Origin of the sequence: Sphingomonas sp. (assembly GCF_036731925.1) — a bacterium.
Taxonomy (GTDB): domain Bacteria; phylum Pseudomonadota; class Alphaproteobacteria; order Sphingomonadales; family Sphingomonadaceae; genus Sphingomonas.
This window is the reverse complement of record NZ_DAINDJ010000001.1, coordinates 741815-765747: the sequence shown is the minus strand read 5'-3', so window position 1 is coordinate 765747 and position 23933 is coordinate 741815. Positions and strand designations below refer to the sequence as shown.

Sequence of the window (23933 nt, the reverse complement as noted above, 5' to 3'; positions counted from 1 at the left end):
GGCCGGATCCCTTGTATTCTGCGGCGTAGCGGCCCTGGCCTTGTGGGGCAGCGTGAACCTGCATGCGCCCCTCGCCACGCCGACCGCGTATGCCGCCGCTCCCGCCGCTATGGCAGAGGTGCTGCGCATCCACCCTGCCCTCGCCCCGGCATATGCGGAGCGCGGCTATCGTCCGCTCTGGACCAGCGGTGGTCGCCCTACGGCCGCAGCGCAGGCGCTCCTGGGGATGCTCGCGCATGCCGATCGCGAAGGTCTGGACACGTCGCGCTACGATCTTCCCAAGTTGCGCGCCCTTGCTGCGGCAGGACCGAGCCAGCAAGCTGCCTTCGATCTGGCCCTATCCCAGGCTCTGGCCGACTATGTGGCCGACGCGATGCAACCGAGCGCGGGGCGCCGCCTCTATTATGTCGACGGCGCGCTAGCACCGCGCACCGACCCGGCAGCCCTGTTGCGGGGGGCGGCGCGTGCACCATCGCTGGAGCGCTACCTCGCCGATCTGCAGCCGCGCCACCCCTTCTATGTCCGGCTCCGCCAAGCGCTTGCCGGCGCCGGCCCGTCTGCAGCGCCACAACTTCGCGCCAGCCTCGATGCCGCCCGCGCACTGCCGGGAGACGGGCGCCGCCACATCGTCGTCAACATCGCCTCGGCCGAGCTGTGGATGTTCGACCAAGGCGGCAGGATTGCCGACCATATGCGCGTCATCGTCGGCAAGCCCGGCATGGCCACGCCGAACATGGCGGGCCTGATCCGCTACGCGGTGCGCAACCCCTATTGGAACCTCCCACCCGATTTGGCGCGGGAGCGGGCACGGAAGATGCTCGCAGGCGACACGGGCCTGCTCGCTCGGGAGCGGCTGGAAGTCCTGTCCGACTGGAGCGACACCCCGCGTGTCGTGGATCCAAGGAGGGTGAATTGGCCAGCCGTGGCGGCTGGCACGCAGACGCTGCGCATGCGGCAGTTGCCGGGGCCGGACAACATGATGGGCCGTATCAAGTTTATGCTCCCCAACCAGCTCGGCATCTATCTGCACGACACCCCGATGAAGTTCGCCTTTGCCAACCCCGATCGCCGTCTCAGCTCGGGCTGCGTGCGGCTGGAAGACGCGCAGCGGCTTGCCCGCTGGCTGTTCGGCGGCACCGCACCCGTCGGCACGGGCGCCGCCGAGCAGCGCTTCGACCTGCCCCGTCCGGTGCCGGTTTATATCGTCGACCTTCCCGCGCTGTCCGCGGCGTGAACGGCCGCCCCGCGCGTGAAGCGAAGCAATGATCTTCATGCTAACGCACGTCAAACATGGGCGTTTTACCGCCAAAACTTCGGAACGCCGCCTTGGGCGAGCGGTTCAGGAAGCGATCCGGACGAGGTGCGATGCGGTTCGCGGGTGCTGCCTGCGCCGCCTTCCTCATAGCCAAGGAACGATCCCATGACGACGACCGAGACGATCAAGCCGCCACTTCCCGAACAGCAGCAGGACGTGCCGGGCACCATCGCCGCGATGGACCCGCGCCCGGACCATGGCGAGACAAGCTATCAGGGCCGAGGGCGGCTCGAAGGCAAGAAGGCGATCATCACCGGCGGCGACAGCGGCATCGGCCGGGCGGTCGCAATCGCCTTCGCGCGCGAGGGCGCCGATGTGTTGATCGCCTATCTGAACGAGGACGACGACGCCAAGGATACCGCCGAATGGATCGAGAAGGCCGGGCGCAAGGCGGTGCTGGTGCCCGGGGACATCGGCGCCGCAGACCATTGCCGCGCGATCATCGATCGCGCCGTCGAGGCGTTCGGACAAATCGACATCCTGGTCAACAATGCCGCGCACCAGATGACTTTCGAGAGCCTCGAAGACATCCCCGACGAGGAATGGGACGCAACCTTCCGCACCAACATTCACGCGATGTTCTATCTCGTGAAGGCCGCGGCGCCGCACATGCGCGAAGGGGCCGCGATCATCAACACGACCTCGGTCAACGCCGACATGCCGAAGCAGACGCTGCTGCCCTATGCCACGACCAAGGGTGCGATCCAGAACTTCACCGGCGGCCTGGCGCAATTGCTCGCGCCGCGCGGCATCCGGGTGAACTGCGTCGCGCCGGGTCCGGTGTGGACGCCGCTGATCCCCTCGACCATGCCGCCCGAGCAGGTGAAGGAGTTCGGCCAAAGCTATCCGATCGGTCGCCCGGCCCAGCCGGTAGAACTGGCTCCCGCCTATGTGATGCTGGCCACCGATGAAGCCAGCTATATCTCCGGCGCCACCGTCGCGGTAACAGGCGGGCAGCCGATCCTGTAAGTCCCTCGCTTCGCGGAGTGGAGACGTCCCTGTGGCGCTCCACTCCAGCAGCACAGGTCAGGCGGGCATTTCAGACCGCTCCAGGATGGCCTTGCGGAGGACGCGCGTCAGGTCTTCGATCGAATAGGGTTTTTGCAGAAGCTCGAAGCCGTGGCTGCCTTCCTGTGCGAGCACATGGCTGTATCCGCTGGTGAGGATCACCGGCAGCCCCGGCGCGCGGCGCTGGATCTCCAGTCCGAGCTCGACGCCGTTCATGCCCGGCATGACCACGTCCGAGAAGACGGCGGCATAGGTCCGGGGATTGTCGTCAAGAAGCCGCAGCGCCGCGTCTGCATTGGGCGCCCAGGTCGTGGTAAAGCCCAGCTCTTCCAGAAGGTCGGTCGAAAGGCGCCGACCTGCTCGTTATCCTCGACCACGAGGATATGCCCCCTGCCCTGCGCCTCCTGCTCGGTTTGGTCGGACGCCGCTTGCCCAAGTTGTGCAGGGACCCGCGGCAGAAACATGGTGAAGGTGGTGCCCTGGCCCACCACGCTGTGCACGGAGACTTCTCCGCCAGACTGTTTGGTGAAGCCGTACACCTGGCTGAGGCCCAAGCCGGTGCCCTTGCCCACTTCCTTGGTCGTGAAGAACGGCTCGAATATCTGGGCGAGCTTGTCGGGTTCGATACCGCAGCCGGTATCCGCAACACGGATCGCGACGAAGTCCCCCTTGCTTGCAAAGTGTCCGCGCACCGATGGCACGCAGCTGGCCGGCTCGATCCCGATCCTCAGCTGGCCCACGTCCTTCATGGCGTCGCGGGCGTTCACGGCCATGTTGACGAGCGCGGTATCGAACTGACTGGGATCCGCCTCAACATAGCAGATCTCGCAATCGGTATCGATCTCGAGCGCCACGCGACTGCCAACAACGGTCGCAAGCATGTCCCGAACCGCCTCGATGCGGCCGCCCACATTAAACACTTGGGGCTTCAGTGCCTGGCGTCGGGAAAACGCCAGCAGCTGGCTGGTGAGCTTCGCGGCACGATCGGCGGTTTCTGCGATTGCGTCGACATAGCGCGCGCGTTTCTCCTCTGCGACGCCTGGGCGGCGGAGCATCTCCGCCGCGCTCCGGATGATCGTCAGCAGATTGTTGAAGTCGTGGGCGACACCGCCGGTGAGCTGACCGATCGCTTCCAGCTTCTGGCTTTGGCGAAGCGCATCCTCGATCTTCATGCGCGCCGTGACCTGCTCGAGCACGCGGTGCTCCAGCGTTTCGTTCAGCTGTCGGAGCGCGGCCTCGGCCTGCTTATGTGGCGTAAGGTCGTGCATGGCGCCGACCATGCGGCGGGGCTGCCCGGCTTCGTCCCGCGGCAGGGTGCCTCGATCGAGTACGTCCGCGTACGTCCCGTCATTGCGTGCGAACCGATAGTGTACGCTCCACGTCTGTTCGGCGCCGCCGGTCACGCGATCCAGGCTGGTGCTGACGCGTTCGACGTCGTCGGGGTGAATCCTGTTCTTCCACCAACCCAGGGTTTCCACGAGGTCGCCTTCAGCATAGCCGAAGAGCCTCTCGAGCGCTTCGTTCCGTCGAATGGTGTCGGTTGCGAGGTCCCAGTCCCATACCACGTCGTCGGTCGCTTCCACGGCCAACCGATAACGTTCTTCGGCTTCGCGCAGCGCGTCTTCGGCATCCCTACGCTCCGTGACGTCAAGCACGAATTCGACGACTTCCTGATCGCTGACCCGGCGGGGTGCGAACAGGCCCCACCAGCGGCTCCCGTCCTTGCGGAAATATTGCTTCTCATAGGGGACCGCCTCACCGAGTGTATTCACCTGGTGAACAGCCAATTCGGAAGCCGGCCAGAACTCCGCCGGTGTCAGCTGCTGCCAGGTCAGGCCCAGCGCTTCCTCGCGAGAGTACCCGGTCATCCGCAGGAATGCGTCGTTCACCTGTGTGAGCCCGAAACTCGGGCCCCAGTAGATGATTCCGACCGTCCTGATCTCGAAACTGCTCTGGAGACGACGCTCTGCCAGCACCCGATCGGTAACGTCCGTGCCCTCGACGAAGATTCCGATGACCGCGCCGTTCGGATCATGCACAGGCTGGAGGATCAGGTCGAGAATGCGTTCGTCGCGTGCATCGCCCTCCGCGAGGCCGGTCGGAAGCCGCACTGCTTCCAGGCGAACGGGTTCGCCGCTTTGATATGCTTCATCCAGGCGACGGAGGGCAGCAAGGGAGAGCGCCGGCGGCAGGATCTCGGCCGCCGTGCGGCCGACTGTCTGCCGCTCACCAAACAGCCGCTGGAAGGCGTGGTTGGCGAGGACGATGCGATGGCTCGGCTCCCGCAGCAACGCCATCAGGCTAGGCGCCTGCTCGAACAGCTGCGCTAGACGCTCGCGCTCATCGCCGCTGGCGAGCGATGGTTCGGAAGGGTTGGATCGTGCAGTCATCGGGAGAAAACGTTGTTGAGCCCGTAAGTTGCCATGACTGCACACACTCGCCAGCGCTTCTGTAAGAGATTGCGAGTAAAGGAATTTCTGAACGCTGCCGAGCAGCGCAAGCGCCCGCGATGTTGCACGGGCTCCGCTTTCACGTGACTGCTCATCGCCCCTCCTATGATGCGTCGGCCTCTCAGGTACCATGTCGAACTGGCCGTTCGAGCGGCACCATAAAGGCGGGAACTGCTCTAGATCAGCGCCGGGAACCAATGGCGCCGAGCGACGATCCTTCAGCATCAGTCTGGAGCGGCAACCCGATGCCTATTACCCGAAGCGCCAAGATCACTGGGCTAGCCATTGCCGGTAGCGCAGTCGCGTTGCTCGCCGCCAAGAGCGTCGCACGCTCGCCAAAGGAGGAAAGCGCGGTGGGGAAGGCTGTTACCTTTCCGCCGCTCAACACGCTGAAGGCCGTCGCGGATGACATCTGGATCGTGGACAGCGGGCCGATCCGGCCGGGCGGCGTGTTCCTTCCCATCCGAATGACGATCTTGCGGCTCGGGAACGGTGACCTGATGCTGCATTCGCCGACGGAGCTTACCGAGGCGCTGGTCGAGGAACTCAAGGCACTCGGCCCCGTGCGGCACCTCATTGCCCCGAATATCGCACATTGGACGCTCCTGGCGGCTTGGCAGGACCGCTTCCCGGACGCCCTGACGTGGGGAGCCCCCGGCCTGCGCGACCGGGCGCAGGTCCGAGCGTCGGCGCTCCGCATCGACCGCGATCTGCGCGAGGAAGCGCCCGCCGACTGGCGCGGGGAGGTTGATCAAGGCCTCGTCTGCGGCGCGGGCTTCTCCGAAGTCTATTTCTTTCATCGTGCTTCGCATACGCTCGTCCTCACGGACGTGGTGCAGCACCTGCCGGCGGATCGCTCTTCGCTATGGACCCGGGCGTTCGTGCTGCTGTCCGGGGCATATGCGGGCACTACGCCCCGCTATTTGCGCGCCATCCTGCGGATGCGTCAACGGCAAGTCGCTTCCTCATTTGACCAAATGCTGAAGCTTGCACCGGAACGCGTGATCTTTGCTCATGGCGAATGGTTCGTTCGCGACGGTGCGAACCGGCTGCGGGCGGCGCTGGGGTGGTTCGAACGATGAGCAAGGAACACGGCGGCAGCGCGCCTGTAACTGGCTGGAAGCTGGATCCCGAGGAGCGCCGCCACTTGCTCGCGCGCTTCGCCCCCCTCTTTCCGGACGTCGTGGCCGACCACGTGACCTTGCGCCGCGGCGGCGCATCTTTGCCGCAAGAAGATTGCGGGGAAATCGTCGGGCAGGTCGATGACGGCAGGGGGGTGCAGGCGCTGGTAGTCGCGATTGGCGGAACAACGCACCGGCCCGACGGTAGCACGTACCACATCACCTGGTCGCTGGATCGGGCAAAGGGCCGCCGCGCGGTCGAAAGCAACGATGTTATCGCGAGACTGGGCTGGCTCGCACTCTCAAGCCCCGTTCCGATCACGCTTCGGCCCGCCAGATTTTGAGGCATGCAGCTCTACCTGGACTGCGACGGCGTTCTCGCCGACTTCGATCGGGCGGCAACCGCGGTGCTGGGCTTGCCCCCTCGGATATTTCAGAAGCGGTTCGGCCTGCCTGCATTCTGGAAACGGCTGGAGGCGCACCGGGACTTCTATGGATCGTTGCCGCTGATGCCGGATGCGATGCGGTTGTTCGACGCCGTGCACCATCTCAACCCGATCATTCTGACCGGCCTCCCGCGCGGCACCTGGGCGGCACCACAAAAGATCCGCTGGGCGGCTGAACATTTCCCGGGCACGCGGATCATCACCTGTTTGGCCGTCGACAAGCGAAACCACGCGCGGACGGGTGACATATTGGTCGATGATACCTTGAAGTACCAGGCGCTATGGCAGGAAGCCGGCGGCATTTTCGTGCACCATCAAGATGCCCAGGCCACGATCGACTTGCTGCGCGCACTCGCGCCGGAAGAAATGCGGCGATGATCACAGCTGGACCACTGCGCTGGGCTCTGCTTGGGACAAGCCTGCTTTTTGCCAGCCTGGGCGTGCTGTTCGTCTGTCAGCCAGAGCAGGCAACCGCGCTGTTCGGCATTCCTGCAAACACGGTGGCAGAATTGGTATATGTCCGCGCCGTCGGGATGCGCGATGTGGCGCTGGCTGGCTATATTGCGCTGCTCACCTTATTCGCCTCGACGCGGGCAGTGCTCATCGTGCTGTCAATGACACTTGTCATTCCGGCGGGTGATCTGGTCCTGGTGGCCATGGTACCTTACGGAGGACCCCTTCAATTGGGGCTGCATCTGGCCAGCGCGACGCTCTTTGCGGGGCTGGCAATCTGGGTTCGGACGCGCGTGCGCAGCCTTGACGACGATGGTCGACCGCGCTGAGCAGCGGGTACATCGGTATTGCTACCGCGGATCGGCACAGGACGGGTTTGAAACGTAACCTACGCGACGTAGCGGCGACGTGTGTACCAGCTGCGGCAAAATGTTCTTTTCACCCACCTAGGTGGATGGGCAATCGGCGCTTTGGGAGCAGACGGTCTCAATGACCGGAACAGACCTGAGAAACGAGAGCAAATACCTTTACCGTCGCGCGGAACAGGAACTGGAGCAGGCGCAGCAATGTGACCATCCAGCGGCGGTCCGAGCACATTACGCGCTGGCCAGTCACTATCTAGACCGGCTCTACGGCCCATGTCCCGAGGAAGGCCTTCCAGGCACGCTCTGAACATCGGATATGCTGTACTATGGGCAGCGCGCTGCTCGACAACCCGGGCTTGAGCGCATGCCATGGGTAAAGAGGTAGAGCATCGACGTTTGGATGTGGCTAGGTCAGACCTCTGCTTCCGGTCGCGAAGTGACCCGGTGCGCAACCACTTGAACGGTGGCAACAGCTTGATCGTCGCCGCCCAAAGGTGCCGGCCGGCGACGGGCTAAAAGCGGTTCATGAATGCAAGCCGCTCGGCAAGTAACACCGCCAAACGCGTTCGCAGAAGATCCCCCGTCGCGCTTTCCTTCGTGGAAAAGCGGCTCGGTTTAAAATGAAGGCTTGCGCCTCGAATCCGGTCGAATCATGGTGTCGAAATCAACACCACGACAGGGTACCACGGCAGGGTACCACGACGAATTTACCCGAAGAGAAACTCGTTATATCTCAATAACTTGGGCCAGAAGAATGTTCTGGCTGGGGCGGGAGGATTCGAACCTCCGAATGACGGTACCAAAAACCGTTGCCTTACCACTTGGCGACGCCCCAACGGGAAGCGGGCTTATAGAGCCTCAGAAGAGACGTTCAAGCCATCCGTGCGGGTCCGCTGCGGTTCCGCGCTGAATTCCCACCAGTTGCTCGCGCAGCTTTTCGGTCAGCAGGCCCGGACCGCCATTGCCGATCTGGAATTCGAAGCCGGTGCCGCGCACTGCGCCGATCGGCGTCACCACCGCGGCCGTGCCGCAGGCAAACGCCTCGCGCAGGCGGCCGCTCTTCGCGTCCTCGCGCCACTGGTCGATCGCGTACCGCTCTTCGCGAACCTCCACGCCGGCGTCGCGCGCCAGCTTGATCAGCGACTCGCGCGTGATGCCCGGCAGGATCGTGCCGGAGAGCGGCGGGGTGGAGATGCTGCCGTCATCGAACACGAAGAACACGTTCATGCCGCCCAGTTCCTCGACATAGCGACTCTCGACCGCGTCGAGGAACACCACCTGGTCGCAGCCCTGGCGGATCGCTTCGGCCTGGGCAACCAGGCTGCCGGCATAGTTGCCGCCGCACTTGGCCGCGCCCGTTCCGCCCGGCGCCGCCCGGGTATAGTGATCGGACACCCACAGGGTGACAGACGGCGCGCCGCCCTTGAAATAGGCGCCCGCGGGGGAGGCGATCACCAGGTAGAGATATTCGCTCGCCGGCTTGACGCCGAGGAACGTCTCGCTCGCGAACATGAACGGGCGCAGATAGAGCGAGGCGCCCTCGCCCTCCGGGATCCAGTCGCGATCGGCCTTCACCAGCGCGCGGATCGAGGCGAGGAACAGGTCCTCGGGCAGCGGAGTCATCGCCATGCGCTCGGCCGATTCGCGGAAGCGACGGGCATTCTCGCCCGGGCGGAACAGCGCAGCACCACCATCGGGCAGGCGATAGGCCTTCAGGCCCTCGAAAATCTCCTGCGCATAGTGGAGCACCGCGCAGGCGGGATCGATCTGGAGCGGCGCATAGGGCTGGATGCGCGCGTCGTGCCAGCCCTTGTCGGCCGAATAGCGGATCACCGCCATGTGATCGGTGAACGTCTTGCCGAAGCCGGGGTTCGCGAGGATCGTCGCGCGGTCGTCGGCCGTCCGCGGGTTGGTGTGGGCCTCGAATTCGAAATCCAGGATCGTCGCGTCTTCCATCACTCGGTCTTTCTCGTCCCCAGAGCCTCGGGTTGCGCAGGACTAGGCGCGGTGGCAGAAACGGTCAACATGGCTGCCCCAATTCCTGCCTCTCCTCTCTTCCTGCGCGAACCCGAAATCCGGCGCGGCATCGAGCTGCTCTATTTCGGCTATTCGCACCTCACCCGCTCGATCGACGACGGACTGGCGCGCCAGGGGCTGGGCCGCGCGCACCACCGCGCGCTCTATTTCATCGCCCGCAAGCCCGACCTGACGGTGAGCGAGCTGCTCTCGCTGCTGGCGATCACCAAGCAGTCGCTGGGCCGCGTTCTGAGCGAGCTGGCGGAGCGCGGCCTCGTGGAAACGCGAGCCGGCACGCGCGACCGGCGGCAGCGGCTGCTGCGGCTCACCGAGGCGGGCGCCAAGCTGGAATCGGAGCTGTTCGAGGCACTGCGCGAAAAAATGGCCGGCGCCTATTCAAGCGCCGGCCAGGGAGCCGTCGGGGGATTCTGGGCCGTGCTCGAAGGGCTGATGCCCGAGGACGAGCGCGGCCGCGCGGCAACGCTGGGGCGCTGAAGCGCTCCCCCGCGTCGCCGCGTGGTTCAGGCGACCTTGAAGCCTTCCTTGTTCATCGAAAGCGTGAGCGCCTTGTTCTTTTCCTCGCTCAGCTGGGCGCGGAGTTCGGGGAACAGCTCATCCTCTTCCTCGCGAATGTGCTTCTCCAGCGCAGCGCGGAATTCCTTCACCTTCTCCAGCCACTTGGGCGAGGTGCTCGGCATGTTCTCCAGCTCGTAGAGGAACTGCTTCACATAGCCATGTTCCGCGTTGAGCTCGTCCGCCTGCTCGGTCTTGCCCGCTTCGCGGAGCGCCGGGTAGATGACGTTCTCTTCCTCGATCGCGTGCTTCACCAGCGCATGCTTGATGTGCGCGAGCAGCATGTTGCGACGGATCGTCGCCTTGTCGTCGGTGGCTTCGAGCGCGTCGAACGCCTTGAGCACTGCCTTGTGCTCGGCCTTGAGCGCATCGTCCCAGTTGCCGGCGAGCGCGCTCGGCGCCTGCACCGCCGCCTTGCGGCCGAGCATCGCGAGCAGGCCCAGCGCCGCGCCGCCTGCTGCCGCGCCGGCGATCACGCCCAGGCTGGTGCCGCTGCTCGTCTTGCCGGTGTCTTTGGCGCTGGTCTTCGCAGTCCGCTTCGGTTCGGTCGTCGTAGCCATGTCAGCCTCCGTCGATACATGAGATCGGAGGCTTAACCGCTGGGAATACTAGGCGTTCCGTAGAGGATCGCGCTATTTGCGCGCTTCGGCGGCCATTTCGGCGTTGCGGCGGGCCGAGGCGGCGAGCGTCTCACGCAGCAACGTCTTCAACGCAGCGTCACGGTCGAGCACGTTCAGCCCTTCACGCGTCGAGCCGCCGGGGCTCGCGACGCGATCCGCGAGCACGGCCGGGCTTTCGCTCGCCGCTGCCGCCATCAGCCCCGAACCTTCCACCGTCGCGAGTGCCAGACGCTGCGCCTGATCGGCGGGCAGGCCCAGCGCCGCGCCCGCCTCGGCCAGCGCATCGACGAAGCGGAAGACGAAGCCAGGGCCGCAGCCGGCCAGCGCGGTCAGCGCGTCGAGCATCGGCTCGCTCCGCACCCATTCGACCAGCCCGAGCGGCTGCATCAGCGCTTCGGCGGCGGCACGCGCCTCGGCATCGTCGCTCGGCGTGGTGAGGCCGACAACGCCCTTGCCGATCGCAACCGGCAGGTTGGGCATCGCGCGCACAACGGTCTGCGCACCCAGCGCGTCCGCCAGCGTGGCGACCTCGACGCCGGCCAGGATGGACACGAGCAGCGGCACGCCGGCGACGAACGGCGCAAGCACCGGTGCGACAGTGTGGAGCTGCTGCGGCTTCACCGCGAGCACCAGCGCGGTCGGCCGCTCGCCCTCGGGCGGTGCGGTCACATGCCGCACACCTTCGGGAACTGCCGGACTGCCCGGATCGATGACGGTGATCGCGGACGGATCGATGCCCGCCCCTGCCCAGCGTCGGAGCATCGCGCCGCCCATATTGCCGGCACCCACCAGCCAGATCCGCTCCAGCAGCGCCATCTCAGGCCTCGCCCTGGGTCTCGATCAGTGCGGCGGCGATCGCCTCGCTCGGCGTCTTGCCGCCCCACAGCACGAACTGGAAGACGGGGTAGAAGCGCTCGCACTCGTCGATCGCGCTTTCCACCAGCAGCTCGGCCTGGGCGAGCGTCAGCGACGCGCCCTCGTCGCCGTCGATCAGCGCGGCATGGCGGAACAGCAGGATACCGGTCGAAGACCAAAGCTCAAAATGGCCGATCCACAGCTGCTCGTTGACCAGCCCGATCGTCTCGTAGACCAGCCCGCGCCGCTCCTCGGGCACGCGCACGTCGGGAAAGCCCATGAACTGCAGCACGCCGTCGTCCTCGCGCCAGATCGCGCGGAGTTCGTACTGGGTCCAGCTGCCCTTCACCTTGGCGACGATCTCGTCGTCCTCGCGCTCGTGCGTCCAGCCATGCGCGGCGAAATAGGTTTCGAGCATGTCGATGGGTGCCGCGGCGTCGCGGTCGAATTCCGCTTCGTCTAGCATGCCCATGTCGCCCCCGGTCGTGTAGCCATGCCCGCTAGTGCCAAGCACACGGACGGGGCACAAGCTTGCGCCTGCGCCCCGCTGCCGAAAGCTGTGGACAAGGAAAGCCTAGCCAGCGTCACGCATTCCCTTGCGGGTTCAGCTTCGCCTCGAGCGCCTCGAGGCGCGCCTTCAGCGCATCGGCCTCGTCACGCGCCGCCGCGGCCATCGCCTTCACGGCTTCGAACTCGTCACGGCTGACGAAATCCAGGCCGCCGATCCACTCGCGGGCGCGTTCGCGCGCGCCGGCTTCGGCCTCGCGTGCCACGCCGGCGAAGGTGCCGGCGGCACCGTTCACCATCTTCACCAGATCGTCGAACAGGCGGTTGTCGGTCTGCATGTCAAATCTATCCCACTCAAAGCGTGTGAACCGCGATGTGGACGTTCACGGGCGCGAGCGCAATCTTTTCCGCATCGGGATTCAGGTCCCGGACCTGCGAGAACAACACGCTCGCGAAGCACACCCAGGCTAGATAGGGCAGCAGCATCAGCCCGGCCAGGCTGCGGACGCGCCAGAAAGCGACCATCGTCACCGCCACCAGCACCGCGAGCGCCACGATCACGATCAGGGCGAGGTCCAGCTTGTGGAAGCGGAAGAAGATTGGCGACCAGGCAAGGTTCACCGCCAATTGCACCACGAACAGCGTGACCGCCGCGCCCCGTCCCCGCGCGCCCCGCGCACTGAGCACCAGCGCCAGCGCAAGGCCCATCAGCACGTAGAGGATCGTCCAGACGATCGGGAAGGCAATGTTCGGCGGCTGGATCGCGGGTTTGGCGAGTGCCGTGAACCAGGGGTTCTGGTCGCCGGCGGGCGCGACCATCGCCGATCCGAAGCCGAGCAGCACCACCAGCGGAACCGTTACGAGCGCCCGGCGCCAGAAGCCACGGCGCAATTGCGCCTTCGATGCCAGTGCGTTCACGCGATCTCCCCTGTTGTCGTTGCCGGATCAACGCCACGACCTAGGCGATCGCTGCGCATCTGCAAAGGCGCACGGCAATCCCGAAGCGCACGCGCGCCTCTCCTGCCGCCGGGCACGACCATGAAGACATCAGCAGCAGTCAAAGAGATGAAATCGATTTTTTCGCCACGACAATAAAGATGGCGAGTTTTTTCTTGAAACAACAGTAAAGTCGCGGCAACTTCTCATCATGACTTTTCCCGCGCTGCTCCTGTCGCTTGCCGTTCCCACCGCGTCGGCGCAGGAACTGCCGCCGCCCATTCCGGGCTCGGGACAGCCGAGGCCCGCGCCCACTCTGCTCCTCATCGCGCCAACCGCGGGCGAAGCCCGCTGTGACGATGGGCCCGTGGCACTCGCCCGGCGCGAAGCGCCTTTTCCCACCGGCGTTTACGGCAACGGGAATGCACCACTCCCGATCACCCTTACCTTCCAAATCGATCCGCAGGGCAGGCCTTTCGGCATCAAGCGCGCCGATGCCGGCGAATGGAACCCCAAGCGCCTGTATTTTCCGGAGGGCGACGTGATCCCGGCTTTCGCCGCATCGCGCTTCGCACCCGGCGCGCGCAACAACTGCACGATCCGTTTTGAACCCCAGCCGGTTGCCGCCGGCGAGGCGCCGCCGTTGGTGGCCATGCGCTATGTCGTCGCGCCGCATACCCGGCTGCCAGGCGAGCGGACGGTGTTCCGCCGCTTTCACCCCGCCGACACCAATTGCATCGGCACCGATACCCCCAGGGTGCGCCTCCGCGCCTACCCCGCCTTCGAGAACATCGCCGTCGCCCCCGGCAGCTGGACCTATGCGATGGCCGCGTTCGACATCAACGCGAAGGGCAAGCCGGTGAACGTGCGAATCATCGGCTCCGACGGGAACGCGGCCCTGGATCGCGCCTCCGTCCGGGCAGTGGAACAGTCGCGCTTCGCGCCCGAGGCGCGGCATGGCTGCACCTACCCCTATTATCGCCGCAGCGAAGAGACGATCGCCGCGCCGACGCCGCCCGACAAGGCCAGCTTCCGACCTGCCGATGCGCGCTGCTCAGACGGCGAGACCGGCTGGACCAGCATGCCGAAACTGCAATTCCCCGCCGGCTTCGCCGAGCGGCGCATCGAAGGCTGGGCGATCATCGGCTACGACGTGGCACCCTGGGGACAGACCGGCAATGTCCGCGTTCTCGCCGCCGAACCGGCCGCAGCCTTTGGCGAGAAGGCGCGGGAGATCGTGATGCAGGCGCGCCAGGCGCCGTCGGCAAGCGGGCGCGTCGGTTGCGTAGACATCGTACGCTTCGTCATGCCGCAAAAGGGCAAGGAGCCGCCGGCCGACGACAGCTGATCGACAGCGTGCCGCAGACGGCACGCTGCGCATGCGCGGATGGGCCCTAGGCCGAGCCGCCCCGCACCGCGCCGATCAGGAACTCGACATTGCCCTCCGGACCGGTGATCGGGCTGCGCGTCACGCCGAGCACCTGCCAGCCCTTTGCCTCGAGCCACGCAGCCACTTCGGCGCAGACCCGCTCGTGCACGGCGGGATCGCGCACCACCCCGCCCTTGCCGACTTCCTCGCGCCCGGCCTCGAACTGCGGCTTGATCAGCGCCGCCAGCCGTGCGCCCGGGCGGGTGAAGCCCAGCGGCACGTCGAGCACCTTGGCCAGCCCGATGAAGCTCGCGTCACACACGACAATGTCGAGCGGCTCCGGAATATGGGCAGGCGTGAGGATGCGCGCGCTGGTCTGCTCGTGAACAACCACGCGTTCGTCCTGCCGCAGCTTCCAGGCGAGCTGGTTGGTCCCGCTGTCCACCGCATAGACGCGCGCCGCGCCGTTCGTCAGCAGCACGTCGGTAAAGCCGCCGGTGGAGGAACCGACGTCGATCGCCACCACGCCGGTCACGTCCCAGCCGAAATGCTCGAGCGCGTGGGCCAGCTTGATGCCGCCGCGCGAAACCCAGGGATGGTCGCGTCCGCGCACCTCGATCGCGGCGTCCGTGGCCAGCATCTGGCCCGCCTTCTCGATCTTGCGCTCGCCGGTGAAGGCGAGCCCCGCCATGATGAGCGCCTGTGCCCGCGTGCGGCTCTCGGCGAGCCCGCGGTCGACAAGCAGTTGATCGGCGCGAAGCTTTGCCATGCCCACCCTTTAGGCGCGGCCAACGCCCCGGCGCAACCGCTCCTCCATTCGGCGCAAGGCTTATTGCCCACTAATCTGATAGGGATTATAGAAGAGGTCCGGCCAGTCCCTCCCAGGGACCAAGGAGAGGAACGCAATGACGATCTTTTCGCCGATCGATGATCGCTCGCCGATCATCCTCACCGTCCCCGGCCTCGGTGGCTCCGGGCCGTCGCACTGGCAGACGCTGTGGGAACAGTCCCGCCCCGATACGCACCGAGTCGAGCTAGGCATGTGGGATGCGCCGCATCGCAATGCCTGGGTGACCAAGCTCGACCAGGCGATCCGGCAGGCGCAGGCGCCGGTGGTGCTCGCCGCGCACAGCCTGGGCTGCCTTGCCGTCGCCTGGTGGGCGACGCTGGCGGGCCAGACCTTCGGCACGCCGGTCGCCGGCGCGCTGCTGGTTGCCCCCGCCGATGTCGACCGCGACTCGGCGCCGGAGGAACTGCACGCCTTCCGCCCCACCCCTGCGACCTTGCTCCCCTTTCCAAGCGTGGTCGTGGCGAGCAGCGACGATCCCTGGATGTCGATCCAGCGATCCGAGGATCTCGCGCGCGGCTGGGGCAGCCTGTTCGTCGGCGCAGGGCCGCAGGGCCACCTCAACGCAGCCAGCGGCATCGGCTGGTGGGAGGAAGGGCAGGCGCTGCTCGACCGGCTGCTGGATACCGCAGCCGAGCGCAGCGGCACCGTGCGCACCACCGCCGAGGCGCGCTCGCTGCTGGCAGTGCATGCCACTGATGCGGCGCAGGCGCATTACCTTGGCGCCCGTCCGACCAACGCCGCACAAAACACGATCAAATCCGCGCAAGCACGCTGGTAAATTCAGGGAGGATAATCTATAGTAATCAGCATGGGCATGGTCGGGTGACGTACCCTAGAGCGTCATCCGGCCTACCCTCTCCGCATGCCGCAAATCTTCATCCATTCGCTGTGTATTGCGCGTGGCGCTCTTGCAATTATTGCAATTCAGCGCAGCCACATTCGATAGATCATCCATGCGCCGCGGCCGGCGCATCACTGGCAAGCGGGTATGGCGGCGCGTCCGCCGCCGTTTCACCGATTCACCACGAAATTGCGCCATGATATATTGTACCGCCAGCCCAAGGGGACTATATGGCGGCAATGTCGCTGAGTACCCCGATAGCCCGCTGGTGGGCGGGCCTGGATGGCGCCTTTGATCGCATCGCGATCGGGATCAGCGGATTGTGCCTTATCCACTGCATCGCGACCACGGTTCTCCTCACGCTCCTGTCGACAGCCGGCGGCCTGCTGAACCCGCATATCCATGAATATGGCCTGGCGCTGGCGATCGGCTTCGGCGTCTATGCGCTCGGCCGCGGCATCCTGCATCACGGCTATATGGCGCCTGCGGTGGTCGGCGCCTTTGGTCTTGGCATCATGGGCGGTGCGCTGTCGCTGCCGCACGGCGGATTCGAGACCTTCTGGACGCTGGTCGGCGTGTCGCTGGTCGCGCTCGGCCACGATCTGAATCGCCGCGCCACCTATTGAGCCCCGCCGGGCCGCCGCTTGCCGGAACCGGCCACACCTCCTAGATCGGCCCCATGTCCGCGCATCATCATCACGAACACCACGGGGCCGATCTCACCAAGGCGGCCCGTATCCGGCTGGAAGAGGCTGGCGAGCAGTGGACGGCGATGCGCGAGCGCGTATTCGAGGCGCTGGCCGGCTTTGACAAGCCCGCCTCTGCCTATGACATCGCCGAAGCCGTATCCAAGGCGGAGGGCCGCCGCGTCGCGGCCAACAGCGTCTACCGCATCCTCGACCTGTTCGTCGGTTCCAATCTGGCGCGCCGGGTGGAAAGTGCGAACGCCTATGTCGCCAACGCGCATCCCGAATGCCTGCACGACTGCATCTTCCTGGTGTGCGACAGCTGCGGCCAGACCACGCATATCGATGACGATTCGATCACGAAGAACGTCCGTTCGGCAGCGCAACATGCTGGTTTCTCGCCCGTACGCCCGGTGATCGAGGTGCGCGGCAAGTGCGGCAAGTGCGACTGAGCTGCCCATTTGACCGTTCGACTTGGGCGTAACACTACGCTAACAAACGTCATGGCTGACCTACCCAAGACGCCGCTGCTCGACACGGTCGACACGCCGCAGGACCTCCGGAAGCTCGCCCCCGCCCAGCTGCGCCAGCTGGCCGACGAGCTCCGCGCCGAAACCATCAGTGCCGTGGGCTCCACCGGCGGACATCTCGGCTCCGGCCTCGGCGTCGTCGAGCTGACGGTAGCGATTCACTATGTCTTCAACACCCCCGACGACCGGCTGATCTGGGACGTCGGGCACCAATGCTACCCGCACAAGATCCTCACCGGCCGGCGCGACCGGATCCGTACGATCCGCCAGGGTGGCGGCCTCTCCGGCTTCACCAAGCGCAGCGAGAGCGAATATGACCCGTTCGGCGCGGCGCACTCCTCGACGTCGATCTCGGCGGCGCTGGGCTTCGCAATCGCCAACAAGCTGAACGAGGCGCCCGGCAAGGCAATCGCGGTGATCGGCGACGGCGCGATGAGCGCGGGCATGGCCTATGAGGCGATGAACAACGCCGAGGCGGCCGGCAACCGGCTGATCGTGATCCTCAACGACAACGACATGTCGATCGCGCCGCCGGTAGGCGGGCTCTCGGCCTATCTGGCGCGGCTGATCTCCTCGTCCGAATATCTCGGCCTGCGCGAGCTGGCCAAGCGCTTCACCCGCAAGCTCTCGCGCCGCCTCACCGCAGCCGCCGGCAAGGCGGAGGAATTCGCCCGCGGCATGGCGACCGGCGGCACGCTGTTCGAGGAACTGGGCTTCTATTATGTCGGCCCGATCGACGGCCATAATCTCGAGCATCTGATCCCGGTGCTGGAGAATGTCCGCGACAGCGAGCAGGGCCCGATCCTGATCCATGTCGTGACCAAGAAGGGCAAGGGCTATGCCCCGGCCGAAGCGGCGGCGGACAAATATCACGGCGTCCAGAAGTTCGACGTGATCACCGGCGCCCAGGCCAAGGCGCCCCCGGGACCGCCGGCCTATACCAAGGTCTTCGCCGACGCGCTGCTCGCCGAGGCGGAGCGCGATGCGTCTGTCTGCGCGATCACCGCGGCGATGCCCTCGGGCACCGGGCTCGACAAGTTCCAGGCGATGTTCCCGGAGCGCACCTTCGACGTGGGCATCGCCGAGCAGCACGCCGTCACCTTCGCGGCCGGCCTCGCCGCGCAGGGCATGCGGCCGTTCTGCGCGATCTACTCGACCTTCCTGCAGCGCGCCTATGATCAGGTCGTCCACGACGTCGCGATCCAGAACCTGCCGGTCCGCTTTGCGATCGACCGCGCGGGGCTGGTCGGTGCCGACGGGGCGACCCATGCCGGCAGCTTCGACGTAACTTACCTGGCCAGTCTGCCCAATTTCGTGGTGATGGCGGCAGCGGACGAAGTCGAGCTCGTCCACATGACGCACACCGCCGCGATGCACGACAGCGGCCCGATTGCGCTGCGCTACCCGCGCGGCAACGGCGTCGGGCTGGAGCTTCCCAAGGTTCCGGAGCGGCTGGAGATCGGCAAGGGCCGTGTGGTGCGCGAAGGCAAGAAGGTGGCGATCCTGTCGCTCGGCACCCGCCTGGCCGAGGCGCTCAAGGCAGCCGACACGCTCGACGCCAAGGGGCTTTCGACGACGGTTGCCGACCTGCGCTTCGCCAAGCCGCTCGACGAGGATCTGATCCGTCGCCTGCTCACCACCCATGAAGTGGCGGTGACGATCGAGGAAGGCTCGATCGGCGGCCTCGGCGCGCATGTGCTGACACTGGCCAGCGACACCGGTCTGATCGACGCCGGCCTCAAGCTGCGCACCATGCGCCTGCCGGACCTGTTCCAGGACCAGGACAAGCCCGAAAAGCAGTATGACGATGCCGGCCTCAATGCCGCGCACATCGTCGACACGGTACTGAAGGCGCTGCGCTACAACGAGGCCGAGCTGGCCGACGGAGCGCGGGCGTAAACCTGCTACGGATCCTCCCCATGTCGGGGAGGATCCACGCAGCCCTTCTTGAACCTCCTACATGCACATGTTATGTACATGTGCATGGCAACGCAGCTTCCAGAGACTCGCTCCAGCCGTGTCGTCGTGCTGGTATCGCCTGAGGAAAAGCGGCGCATCTCCGCCAATGCGGAAGCGGCGGACATGACGGTCAGCGACTTCATGCGCACCGCCGCCGAACGCTATACCGAACCTACCGACGCAGAGATGGCCCTGATGCGCGATCTGCTCGCCCAGCTTGAACAGGCCAATGCCCGCACCGATGCGGCCTTTGCGCGGCTCGAAGCCGCGCGCGCGGCCGCCGCGCAGTTCGATGAGGACGCCTATCGCGCCGGGGTCCGCGAACAATTGCTGGCCGATTCCACGATCAACTGGGACGCGCTCTCCACCGCCCTGTCCGGCTGGGCGCGCGCATGAGCTTCTGGACCGATGCGCTACGCGCCCTCCAGCAGGTCGCGCTCCTCCAGCACAAGGTCGATCAGGCGCTGACCACTGCCGAGGAGGCCCGGCGCCACTCGATCGAAACGCGTGAACGAGTCATCCGCCTCGAAACGCTGATCGACATCGCGATGAAGCGCTCCGCCGCACCACCGCCCGCGCCCCCGGCCCTTCCCGAAAGTCCATCGGGGACCAGCTAGCACCGGCTTCCCCCAAGGCCTACATCGCGGTACGTGCTGAAGATGACCGTTCTGCCCCTCACCGCCCGCCCCCGTGCGCTCGCGCACTGGCTTTTCGTCGTCGCTGCGATGATCGTCGCGATGGTCGTCGTCGGGGGAATCACCCGACTGACCGAATCGGGCCTGTCGATCACTGAATGGAAGCCGATTTCCGGCATCGTCCCGCCGCTCAACGACGCGCAGTGGCAGGCCGAGTTCGACCATTACAAGCAGATCGGCCAATATGAGCAGCTCAACCAGGGCATGACGCTCGCCGGCTTCAAGTCGATCTTCTTCTGGGAATATGTCCACCGCCTGCTCGGCCGGCTGATCGGCATGGTGTTCGCGCTGCCGCTGCTGTGGTTCTGGGTCCGCAAGCAGATCCCGCAAGGCTATGGCTGGCGGCTGGTGGCGCTGCTGGCGCTGGGCGGACTGCAGGGCGCGTTCGGCTGGTGGATGGTGAAATCCGGGCTGAACCACACCCGCACCTCGGTCAGCCATTTCTGGCTGGCGACGCACCTGATGACGGCGCTGTTCACGCTGGGCGGCATCGTCTGGACGATGCTCGACCTGCGCGCGCTCGCCGCCAACCATGCCGAGCGCCCTGCTCGGCTGACCGGACTCGGCGCAGGCGTGCTGGTACTGCTGGCGATCCAGCTCTTCTACGGCGCGCTGGTCGCCGGGCTCGATGCGGGACTGGTCACCGATCAGTGGCCGCTGATGAACGACCGCTTCTTCCCCGGCGTCAGCCAGATTGGCGAGAGCCCGCTCCACGCCGCGCTCTACGATCCCGCGATCGTCCACTTCATCCATCGCTGGTGGGCCTGGGTCGCCGTCGCCGGACTGATCGTGCTGGCCCGCAGGGCCAGGGCCGCCGGCGATCGCCGCGCCTCGATCGCGATCCATTCGGCCTTCGGCATTCAGATCCTGCTCGGCATCGCGACGGTGATGACCGGCGTGAGCCTCCATGTCGCCGCAACCCACCAGCTGGTCGGCGCGCTGCTGGTCTGCGCCACCGTCTGGGGCGTCCACGCCGTCGGCCGGGCACGGTGACCGACACCGCGCTGCTCTACGTCACCTTCGCCAGCCGCGCGGATGCCGAGCGGGTGGCGGAAACGGTGCTGGCGGAGCGGCTGGCGGCCTGCGTCAACATCCTCGCGCCCTGCACCTCGATCTATCGCTGGCAGGGCGGCATCGAGCGGGGCGAGGAAGTCCCGGCGCTGTTAAAGACCCGCCCCGCCCTGGCGGTGCGCCTGCGCGAGCGGATCGCCGCGATCCACGGCTATGACCTGCCGGTGATCGAGCAATGGCCGGTGGAGGCCGGCAATGCGGTCGCCCGCTGGATCGCCGACGAGACCCGTTGAACTCGCAGGTATCATTTTACCCGTCAGCAAACCCACGCATTTCTTGACTTTCGGGGTCCATATCGTCAGAGGGGCATCAATCGCGCTGCCGGCAACGGTGGCGCGAATGCATTTCCTACGCGAAAGGTCACAGGCCATGAAGGCGCTGATGAAGACCACCAAGTCGGCCAAGCCGGCCGAGGTGGAGAAGAAGTGGCACATCATCGACGCCGAAGGGCTCGTCGTCGGTCGTGCAGCGGTGGTGATCGCAAACGTCCTGCGCGGCAAGCACAAGACCAGCTTCACCCCGCACGTCGACTGCGGTGACAATGTCATCGTGATCAACGCGGACAAGATCCGTTTCACCGGCAAGAAGCTCGGCCAGAAGGTGTACTACAAGCACACCGGCTATGCGGGCGGCATCAAGGGCGTCACCGCCGCCAAGGTTCTCGAGGGCCGCTTCCCGGAGCGCGTTCTGGAGAAGGCCGTGGAGCGCATGATCCCGCGCGGTCCGCTCGGTCGCCAGCAGATGCGCAACCTGCGCATCTTCGCCGGTTCGGAGCATCCGCATGAAGCTCAGAACCCCGAGGTTCTCGACATCGCCGGCATGAGCCGCAAGAACAAGGTGGGTGCATAATGTCTGACAACCGCCAGTCGCTTTCCGACCTGGGCGCAGCGCTGGGCCAGCAGCCCGCCGCGCCGACCGAAGGCCAGGCCGCCGCTCCGGCTGCCGCCGCTGCCGACGCCTATCTCGCCGGCCAGATCGACGAGCCGGCCGCCCCGACCACGCCGCTGCGTGCGCAGGAGCTGGACCAGTATGGCCGCGCCTATGCCACCGGCCGTCGTAAGGACGCCGTGGCCCGCGTGTGGCTGAAGCCGGGCACCGGCAAGATCACGATCAACGGTCGTGATCAGGAAGTCTATTTCGCACGTCCGACGCTGCGTCTCGTCATCAACCAGCCGTTCGGTGTCGCCGAGCGCGAGGGCCAGTATGACGTGATCTGCACCGTCAAGGGCGGTGGTCTCTCGGGCCAGGCCGGTGCCGTGAAGCACGGCATCTCGCAGGCGCTGACCAAGTATGAGCCGGTGCTGCGCGCCCCGGTGAAGAAGGCCGGCTTCCTGACCCGCGACAGCCGCGCCGTCGAGCGTAAGAAGTACGGTAAGGCGAAGGCCCGCCGCAGCTTCCAGTTCTCGAAGCGCTAAGCGTCTCGGCTTCGGCCAAGACGCTAAGCGTCTCGGCTTCGGCCAAGAAATTGGGGCGGTCCGGCAACGGGCCGCCCTTCTTCGTTGTGACCGCTGCCGCTGTTCCGGCGCTAGAGCGCGACGCTCGGTTCACCGAGGAAGCGGGCGCGGGTGGCGAAGCGCTCCCCATCGACGGTGATCTCGTTGAACGAGGGCGGCTGGTCGCGGGTGCGCTCGGAAAGCGTACCCGCCCCGATCAGCCGCACCGCTCGATCGCCGATGCGGTGCTCGATATCGAACGGATCGTGGACATGGCCGCTCAGCACCGCATGGGCGCCGGCCTGTGCCAGTGCCTCGAGTGCCCGCCGCCCGCCACGGGTGCGCGAGGTGGCGCGGGTGCCCGCCTCGATCAGCGGGTGATGCGCCGCGACGAACACCAGATCGCCCGTAGGCACCGCCTCCGCCAACGCCAGCGACTTCTGCAGTGCGTGCATGCTCACATGGCCCTTCGACCAGTTCGTCCGGAACTGGAAGCGGGCGGTGGTCTTGAGCGGCACGATCGAAACGCCGCGGATATCCAGCGGGCGTTCGATCATCCGTTCCAGTGCGCGGTAGCGCCGATACGGCATGGCCAGCCGGGCGAACGGATTGAAATAGGGAAGGTCGTGGTTGCCCACCTCCACCGTCACCGGCACCCCCAGCCCCTCCAGCCATTCGGCGGCAGCGGCGAACTCCTTCGCCCGCGCGCGCATGGTCAGGTCGCCGGTCATGATCACCGCCGCGGGCTTCTCCTCCCGCACCCGGGCATCGAACCAGTCGACGGCCTCGCGGTTCTCGCGCCCGAAATGGACGTCGCTGACGTGGAAGAAGCGGGTCATGCAGCCGGTGCCTCGTTGCGGGTTGCGATGAAGGTTTCCAGACTTCGGCCCGCACGAATGGTCATGCCGGGATCGAGCGTCTCCGGTTCACCGTCGAACAGGGCGAGCACCGGCCTGCGCTCGCCCAGGCGAAGCTGTTCGGTGCGGCTCTCGGTAACCGCCCGTGCAGCGACCCAATCGCCCGTCACCCACTCCCAGCCGAGCTGCGCGATCGATCCCCAGTCGCGCGCGTCGACGGCGGCCACTTCCAGGCCGTCGAGCGCGGGGGTGACGAACACCGCCTGGTAGCGGTCGCCAAGGCCGCGCGCCCCGTCGATTCGAACCCCACGCCGGTGAAAGGTAGCGCGCCAGGCGCCGCGCACCGCCGCAAGCAGCCTGCCGAAGCGCCCCTTGCGCACCACCTCACGCGCGCGGAACCAGCTGGCCGCCGGGCCGAGGATCAGGCCGACGAAGGCCCGGTGCTCGCCGGCGACGACATAGGGCAGCGCCACCCGCCGGTCGCAGCCATGGGCGGCGTGGATGATCTTGTGGGGATCGGTCTCGTCATGCAGCGCCTTGGCGAGCAGATTCATCGTGCCGCCCGGCAGGATCAGGAAGGCCCCTTCCCAATCCGCCAGCGCGCGGAGCGCCGCATTGATCGTCCCGTCGCCGGCGAAGAGCACCACCGTGTCGACGCCCGCCGCGTCGAGCGCGGCCCCCTCGGGCAGCGGATCGGCGGGGAAGCGGGTGCGTCCGGCAAGGGCCAGTCCCCGCTCCTCGAACACCGCTTCCATCGCCTCGCACTTCGCCTGCGAGGTGGTGCCGGAATTCGGATTGGTGATGAACCACAGCGTCTGCATAGGCTCTCGTAACGCCCGACAACCGAATTCGTGGCGTGCTCGATCAGTAGCCGTAGAGCCGTACGCGCTGCACCCGGTGCGGCGATGGAGTCGATGGAGAACGGGCTGAAGCCGATCGGTTCAGCGCACCAACGACGAGAAAGGCATTGGCCGCTG

The 23933-nt window shown here is 66.3% G+C and carries 29 protein-coding genes and 1 tRNA gene; 18 read left to right on the top strand and 12 right to left on the bottom strand.

The features are described from left to right. Nucleotides 1-52: 52 nt before the first annotated feature. Together V7E00_RS04005 and V7E00_RS04000 are read left to right on the top strand one after the other, a co-directional pair. Nucleotides 53-1234, top strand: a complete 1182-nt coding sequence (locus V7E00_RS04005; protein ID WP_333571385.1) for a L,D-transpeptidase family protein — start codon at nt 53-55, stop codon at nt 1232-1234. A gap of 186 nt (nt 1235-1420) precedes the next feature. Next, entirely contained in the window at nt 1421-2284 is an 864-nt protein-coding gene (locus tag V7E00_RS04000; RefSeq protein WP_333571384.1) for a glucose 1-dehydrogenase, read from the top strand. A 57-nt stretch (nt 2285-2341) separates the two neighbouring features. Here the strand turns inward: V7E00_RS04000 and V7E00_RS03995 are convergent, their stop codons facing one another. Together V7E00_RS03995 and V7E00_RS03990 are read right to left on the bottom strand one after the other, a co-directional pair. Further along, nucleotides 2342-2647, bottom strand: a complete 306-nt coding sequence (locus V7E00_RS03995; RefSeq protein WP_333572369.1) for a response regulator — start codon at nt 2645-2647, stop codon at nt 2342-2344. After that, nucleotides 2536-4713 carry a PAS domain-containing sensor histidine kinase gene (locus V7E00_RS03990; RefSeq protein WP_333571383.1) on the bottom strand — a complete coding sequence of 726 codons (2178 nt, stop codon included), beginning with the start codon at nt 4711-4713 and terminating at the stop codon, nt 2536-2538. The genes V7E00_RS03995 and V7E00_RS03990 overlap by 112 nt, the downstream gene beginning before the upstream one ends. Before the next feature lie 257 nt (nt 4714-4970). Between V7E00_RS03990 and V7E00_RS03985 the strand changes: the two genes are divergently transcribed. The 4 genes from V7E00_RS03985 to V7E00_RS03970 are packed head-to-tail and all read left to right on the top strand — an operon-like array spanning nt 4971 to nt 7122. Next, nucleotides 4971-5855 (top strand): DUF4336 domain-containing protein, encoded by an 885-nt coding sequence (locus V7E00_RS03985; RefSeq protein ID WP_333571382.1) that lies wholly within the window; start codon nt 4971-4973, stop codon nt 5853-5855. Next, the gene (locus tag V7E00_RS03980) at nt 5852-6238 is read left to right on the top strand and encodes a hypothetical protein (protein ID WP_333571381.1); all 387 of its coding nucleotides are present in this window, start codon (nt 5852-5854) and stop codon (nt 6236-6238) included. The genes V7E00_RS03985 and V7E00_RS03980 overlap by 4 nt, the downstream gene beginning before the upstream one ends. A 3-nt stretch (nt 6239-6241) precedes the next feature. Next, a complete protein-coding gene (locus tag V7E00_RS03975; protein ID WP_333571380.1) occupies nt 6242-6718 on the top strand; it encodes a hypothetical protein in 477 nt (158 codons plus the stop codon). Further along, entirely contained in the window at nt 6715-7122 is a 408-nt protein-coding gene (locus tag V7E00_RS03970; protein ID WP_333571379.1) for a DUF4267 domain-containing protein, read from the top strand. Before V7E00_RS03975 ends, V7E00_RS03970 begins: the two co-directional genes overlap by 4 nt. A gap of 796 nt (nt 7123-7918) precedes the next feature. Here the strand turns inward: V7E00_RS03970 and V7E00_RS03965 are convergent. Together V7E00_RS03965 and V7E00_RS03960 are read right to left on the bottom strand one after the other, a co-directional pair. Continuing rightward, nucleotides 7919-7993: transfer RNA gene (locus V7E00_RS03965), tRNA-Gln, on the bottom strand. A gap of 23 nt (nt 7994-8016) precedes the next feature. Further along, nucleotides 8017-9114 carry a branched-chain amino acid aminotransferase gene (locus V7E00_RS03960; RefSeq protein WP_333571378.1) on the bottom strand — a complete coding sequence of 366 codons (1098 nt, stop codon included), beginning with the start codon at nt 9112-9114 and terminating at the stop codon, nt 8017-8019. A 69-nt stretch (nt 9115-9183) separates the two neighbouring features. On the opposite strand from V7E00_RS03960, the gene V7E00_RS03955 reads away from it, so the two are divergent. Further along, nucleotides 9184-9669 carry a MarR family transcriptional regulator gene (locus V7E00_RS03955; protein ID WP_333571377.1) on the top strand — a complete coding sequence of 162 codons (486 nt, stop codon included), beginning with the start codon at nt 9184-9186 and terminating at the stop codon, nt 9667-9669. A gap of 26 nt (nt 9670-9695) precedes the next feature. On the opposite strand, the gene V7E00_RS03950 is transcribed toward V7E00_RS03955, so the two are convergent. The 5 genes from V7E00_RS03950 to V7E00_RS03930 form a co-directional block, all read right to left on the bottom strand. Continuing rightward, nucleotides 9696-10307 carry a hemerythrin domain-containing protein gene (locus tag V7E00_RS03950; protein ID WP_333571376.1) on the bottom strand — a complete coding sequence of 204 codons (612 nt, stop codon included), beginning with the start codon at nt 10305-10307 and terminating at the stop codon, nt 9696-9698. Between the two features lie 72 nt (nt 10308-10379). Next, nucleotides 10380-11183 carry a pyrroline-5-carboxylate reductase gene (proC, locus tag V7E00_RS03945; protein WP_333571375.1) on the bottom strand — a complete coding sequence of 268 codons (804 nt, stop codon included), beginning with the start codon at nt 11181-11183 and terminating at the stop codon, nt 10380-10382. A 1-nt stretch (nt 11184) separates the two neighbouring features. Beyond that, entirely contained in the window at nt 11185-11694 is a 510-nt protein-coding gene (locus V7E00_RS03940) for a YbjN domain-containing protein (protein WP_010544228.1), read from the bottom strand. A 112-nt stretch (nt 11695-11806) separates the two neighbouring features. Next, a complete protein-coding gene (locus V7E00_RS03935) occupies nt 11807-12067 on the bottom strand; it encodes an accessory factor UbiK family protein (protein WP_333571374.1) in 261 nt (86 codons plus the stop codon). A 16-nt stretch (nt 12068-12083) separates the two neighbouring features. Beyond that, a complete protein-coding gene (locus V7E00_RS03930) occupies nt 12084-12647 on the bottom strand; it encodes a TspO/MBR family protein (RefSeq protein ID WP_333571373.1) in 564 nt (187 codons plus the stop codon). A gap of 229 nt (nt 12648-12876) precedes the next feature. Here V7E00_RS03930 and V7E00_RS03925 point away from each other — a divergent pair, with 229 nt between their 5' ends. Beyond that, nucleotides 12877-14013 carry a TonB family protein gene (locus V7E00_RS03925; RefSeq protein WP_333571372.1) on the top strand — a complete coding sequence of 379 codons (1137 nt, stop codon included), beginning with the start codon at nt 12877-12879 and terminating at the stop codon, nt 14011-14013. 46 nt (nt 14014-14059) lie between these two features. On the opposite strand, the gene V7E00_RS03920 is transcribed toward V7E00_RS03925, so the two are convergent. Continuing rightward, nucleotides 14060-14803: a TlyA family RNA methyltransferase gene (locus V7E00_RS03920; protein ID WP_333571371.1), complete on the bottom strand. Its 744-nt coding sequence runs from the start codon at nt 14801-14803 to the stop codon at nt 14060-14062. 136 nt (nt 14804-14939) lie between these two features. Between V7E00_RS03920 and V7E00_RS03915 the strand changes: the two genes are divergently transcribed. From V7E00_RS03915 to rpsI, 10 genes are all read left to right on the top strand, one after another. Next, entirely contained in the window at nt 14940-15662 is a 723-nt protein-coding gene (locus V7E00_RS03915) for an RBBP9/YdeN family alpha/beta hydrolase (protein WP_333571370.1), read from the top strand. A 302-nt stretch (nt 15663-15964) separates the two neighbouring features. Beyond that, nucleotides 15965-16351: a MerC domain-containing protein gene (locus V7E00_RS03910; RefSeq protein WP_443019136.1), complete on the top strand. Its 387-nt coding sequence runs from the start codon at nt 15965-15967 to the stop codon at nt 16349-16351. A 53-nt stretch (nt 16352-16404) separates the two neighbouring features. Further along, nucleotides 16405-16863 carry a Fur family transcriptional regulator gene (locus V7E00_RS03905; protein WP_333571368.1) on the top strand — a complete coding sequence of 153 codons (459 nt, stop codon included), beginning with the start codon at nt 16405-16407 and terminating at the stop codon, nt 16861-16863. Between the two features lie 51 nt (nt 16864-16914). Continuing rightward, entirely contained in the window at nt 16915-18840 is a 1926-nt protein-coding gene (gene dxs, locus V7E00_RS03900) for a 1-deoxy-D-xylulose-5-phosphate synthase (protein ID WP_333571367.1), read from the top strand. 84 nt (nt 18841-18924) lie between these two features. After that, entirely contained in the window at nt 18925-19296 is a 372-nt protein-coding gene (locus V7E00_RS03895; protein ID WP_333571366.1) for a plasmid mobilization protein, read from the top strand. Further along, on the top strand, nt 19293-19517 hold the full coding sequence (locus V7E00_RS03890; RefSeq protein ID WP_333571365.1) for a hypothetical protein: 225 nt from the start codon (nt 19293-19295) through the stop codon (nt 19515-19517). The genes V7E00_RS03895 and V7E00_RS03890 overlap by 4 nt, the downstream gene beginning before the upstream one ends. A gap of 42 nt (nt 19518-19559) precedes the next feature. Further along, nucleotides 19560-20588, top strand: a complete 1029-nt coding sequence (locus V7E00_RS03885) for a COX15/CtaA family protein (protein WP_333571364.1) — start codon at nt 19560-19562, stop codon at nt 20586-20588. After that, entirely contained in the window at nt 20585-20899 is a 315-nt protein-coding gene (gene cutA, locus V7E00_RS03880) for a divalent-cation tolerance protein CutA (RefSeq protein ID WP_333571363.1), read from the top strand. The genes V7E00_RS03885 and cutA overlap by 4 nt, the downstream gene beginning before the upstream one ends. 136 nt (nt 20900-21035) lie before the next feature. Further along, nucleotides 21036-21515, top strand: coding sequence for a 50S ribosomal protein L13 (gene rplM, locus V7E00_RS03875; RefSeq protein ID WP_333571362.1), 480 nt, complete (start codon nt 21036-21038; stop codon nt 21513-21515). Then, nucleotides 21515-22081, top strand: a complete 567-nt coding sequence (gene rpsI, locus V7E00_RS03870; RefSeq protein ID WP_294332351.1) for a 30S ribosomal protein S9 — start codon at nt 21515-21517, stop codon at nt 22079-22081. Before rplM ends, rpsI begins: the two co-directional genes overlap by 1 nt. A gap of 110 nt (nt 22082-22191) precedes the next feature. Here rpsI and V7E00_RS03865 read toward each other — a convergent pair whose 3' ends face one another. Together V7E00_RS03865 and V7E00_RS03860 are read right to left on the bottom strand one after the other, a co-directional pair. Next, nucleotides 22192-22938, bottom strand: a complete 747-nt coding sequence (locus tag V7E00_RS03865) for a metallophosphoesterase family protein (protein WP_333571361.1) — start codon at nt 22936-22938, stop codon at nt 22192-22194. After that, a complete protein-coding gene (locus tag V7E00_RS03860; RefSeq protein ID WP_333571360.1) occupies nt 22935-23777 on the bottom strand; it encodes a diacylglycerol/lipid kinase family protein in 843 nt (280 codons plus the stop codon). Before V7E00_RS03860 ends, V7E00_RS03865 begins: the two co-directional genes overlap by 4 nt. Nucleotides 23778-23933 lie beyond the last annotated feature (156 nt).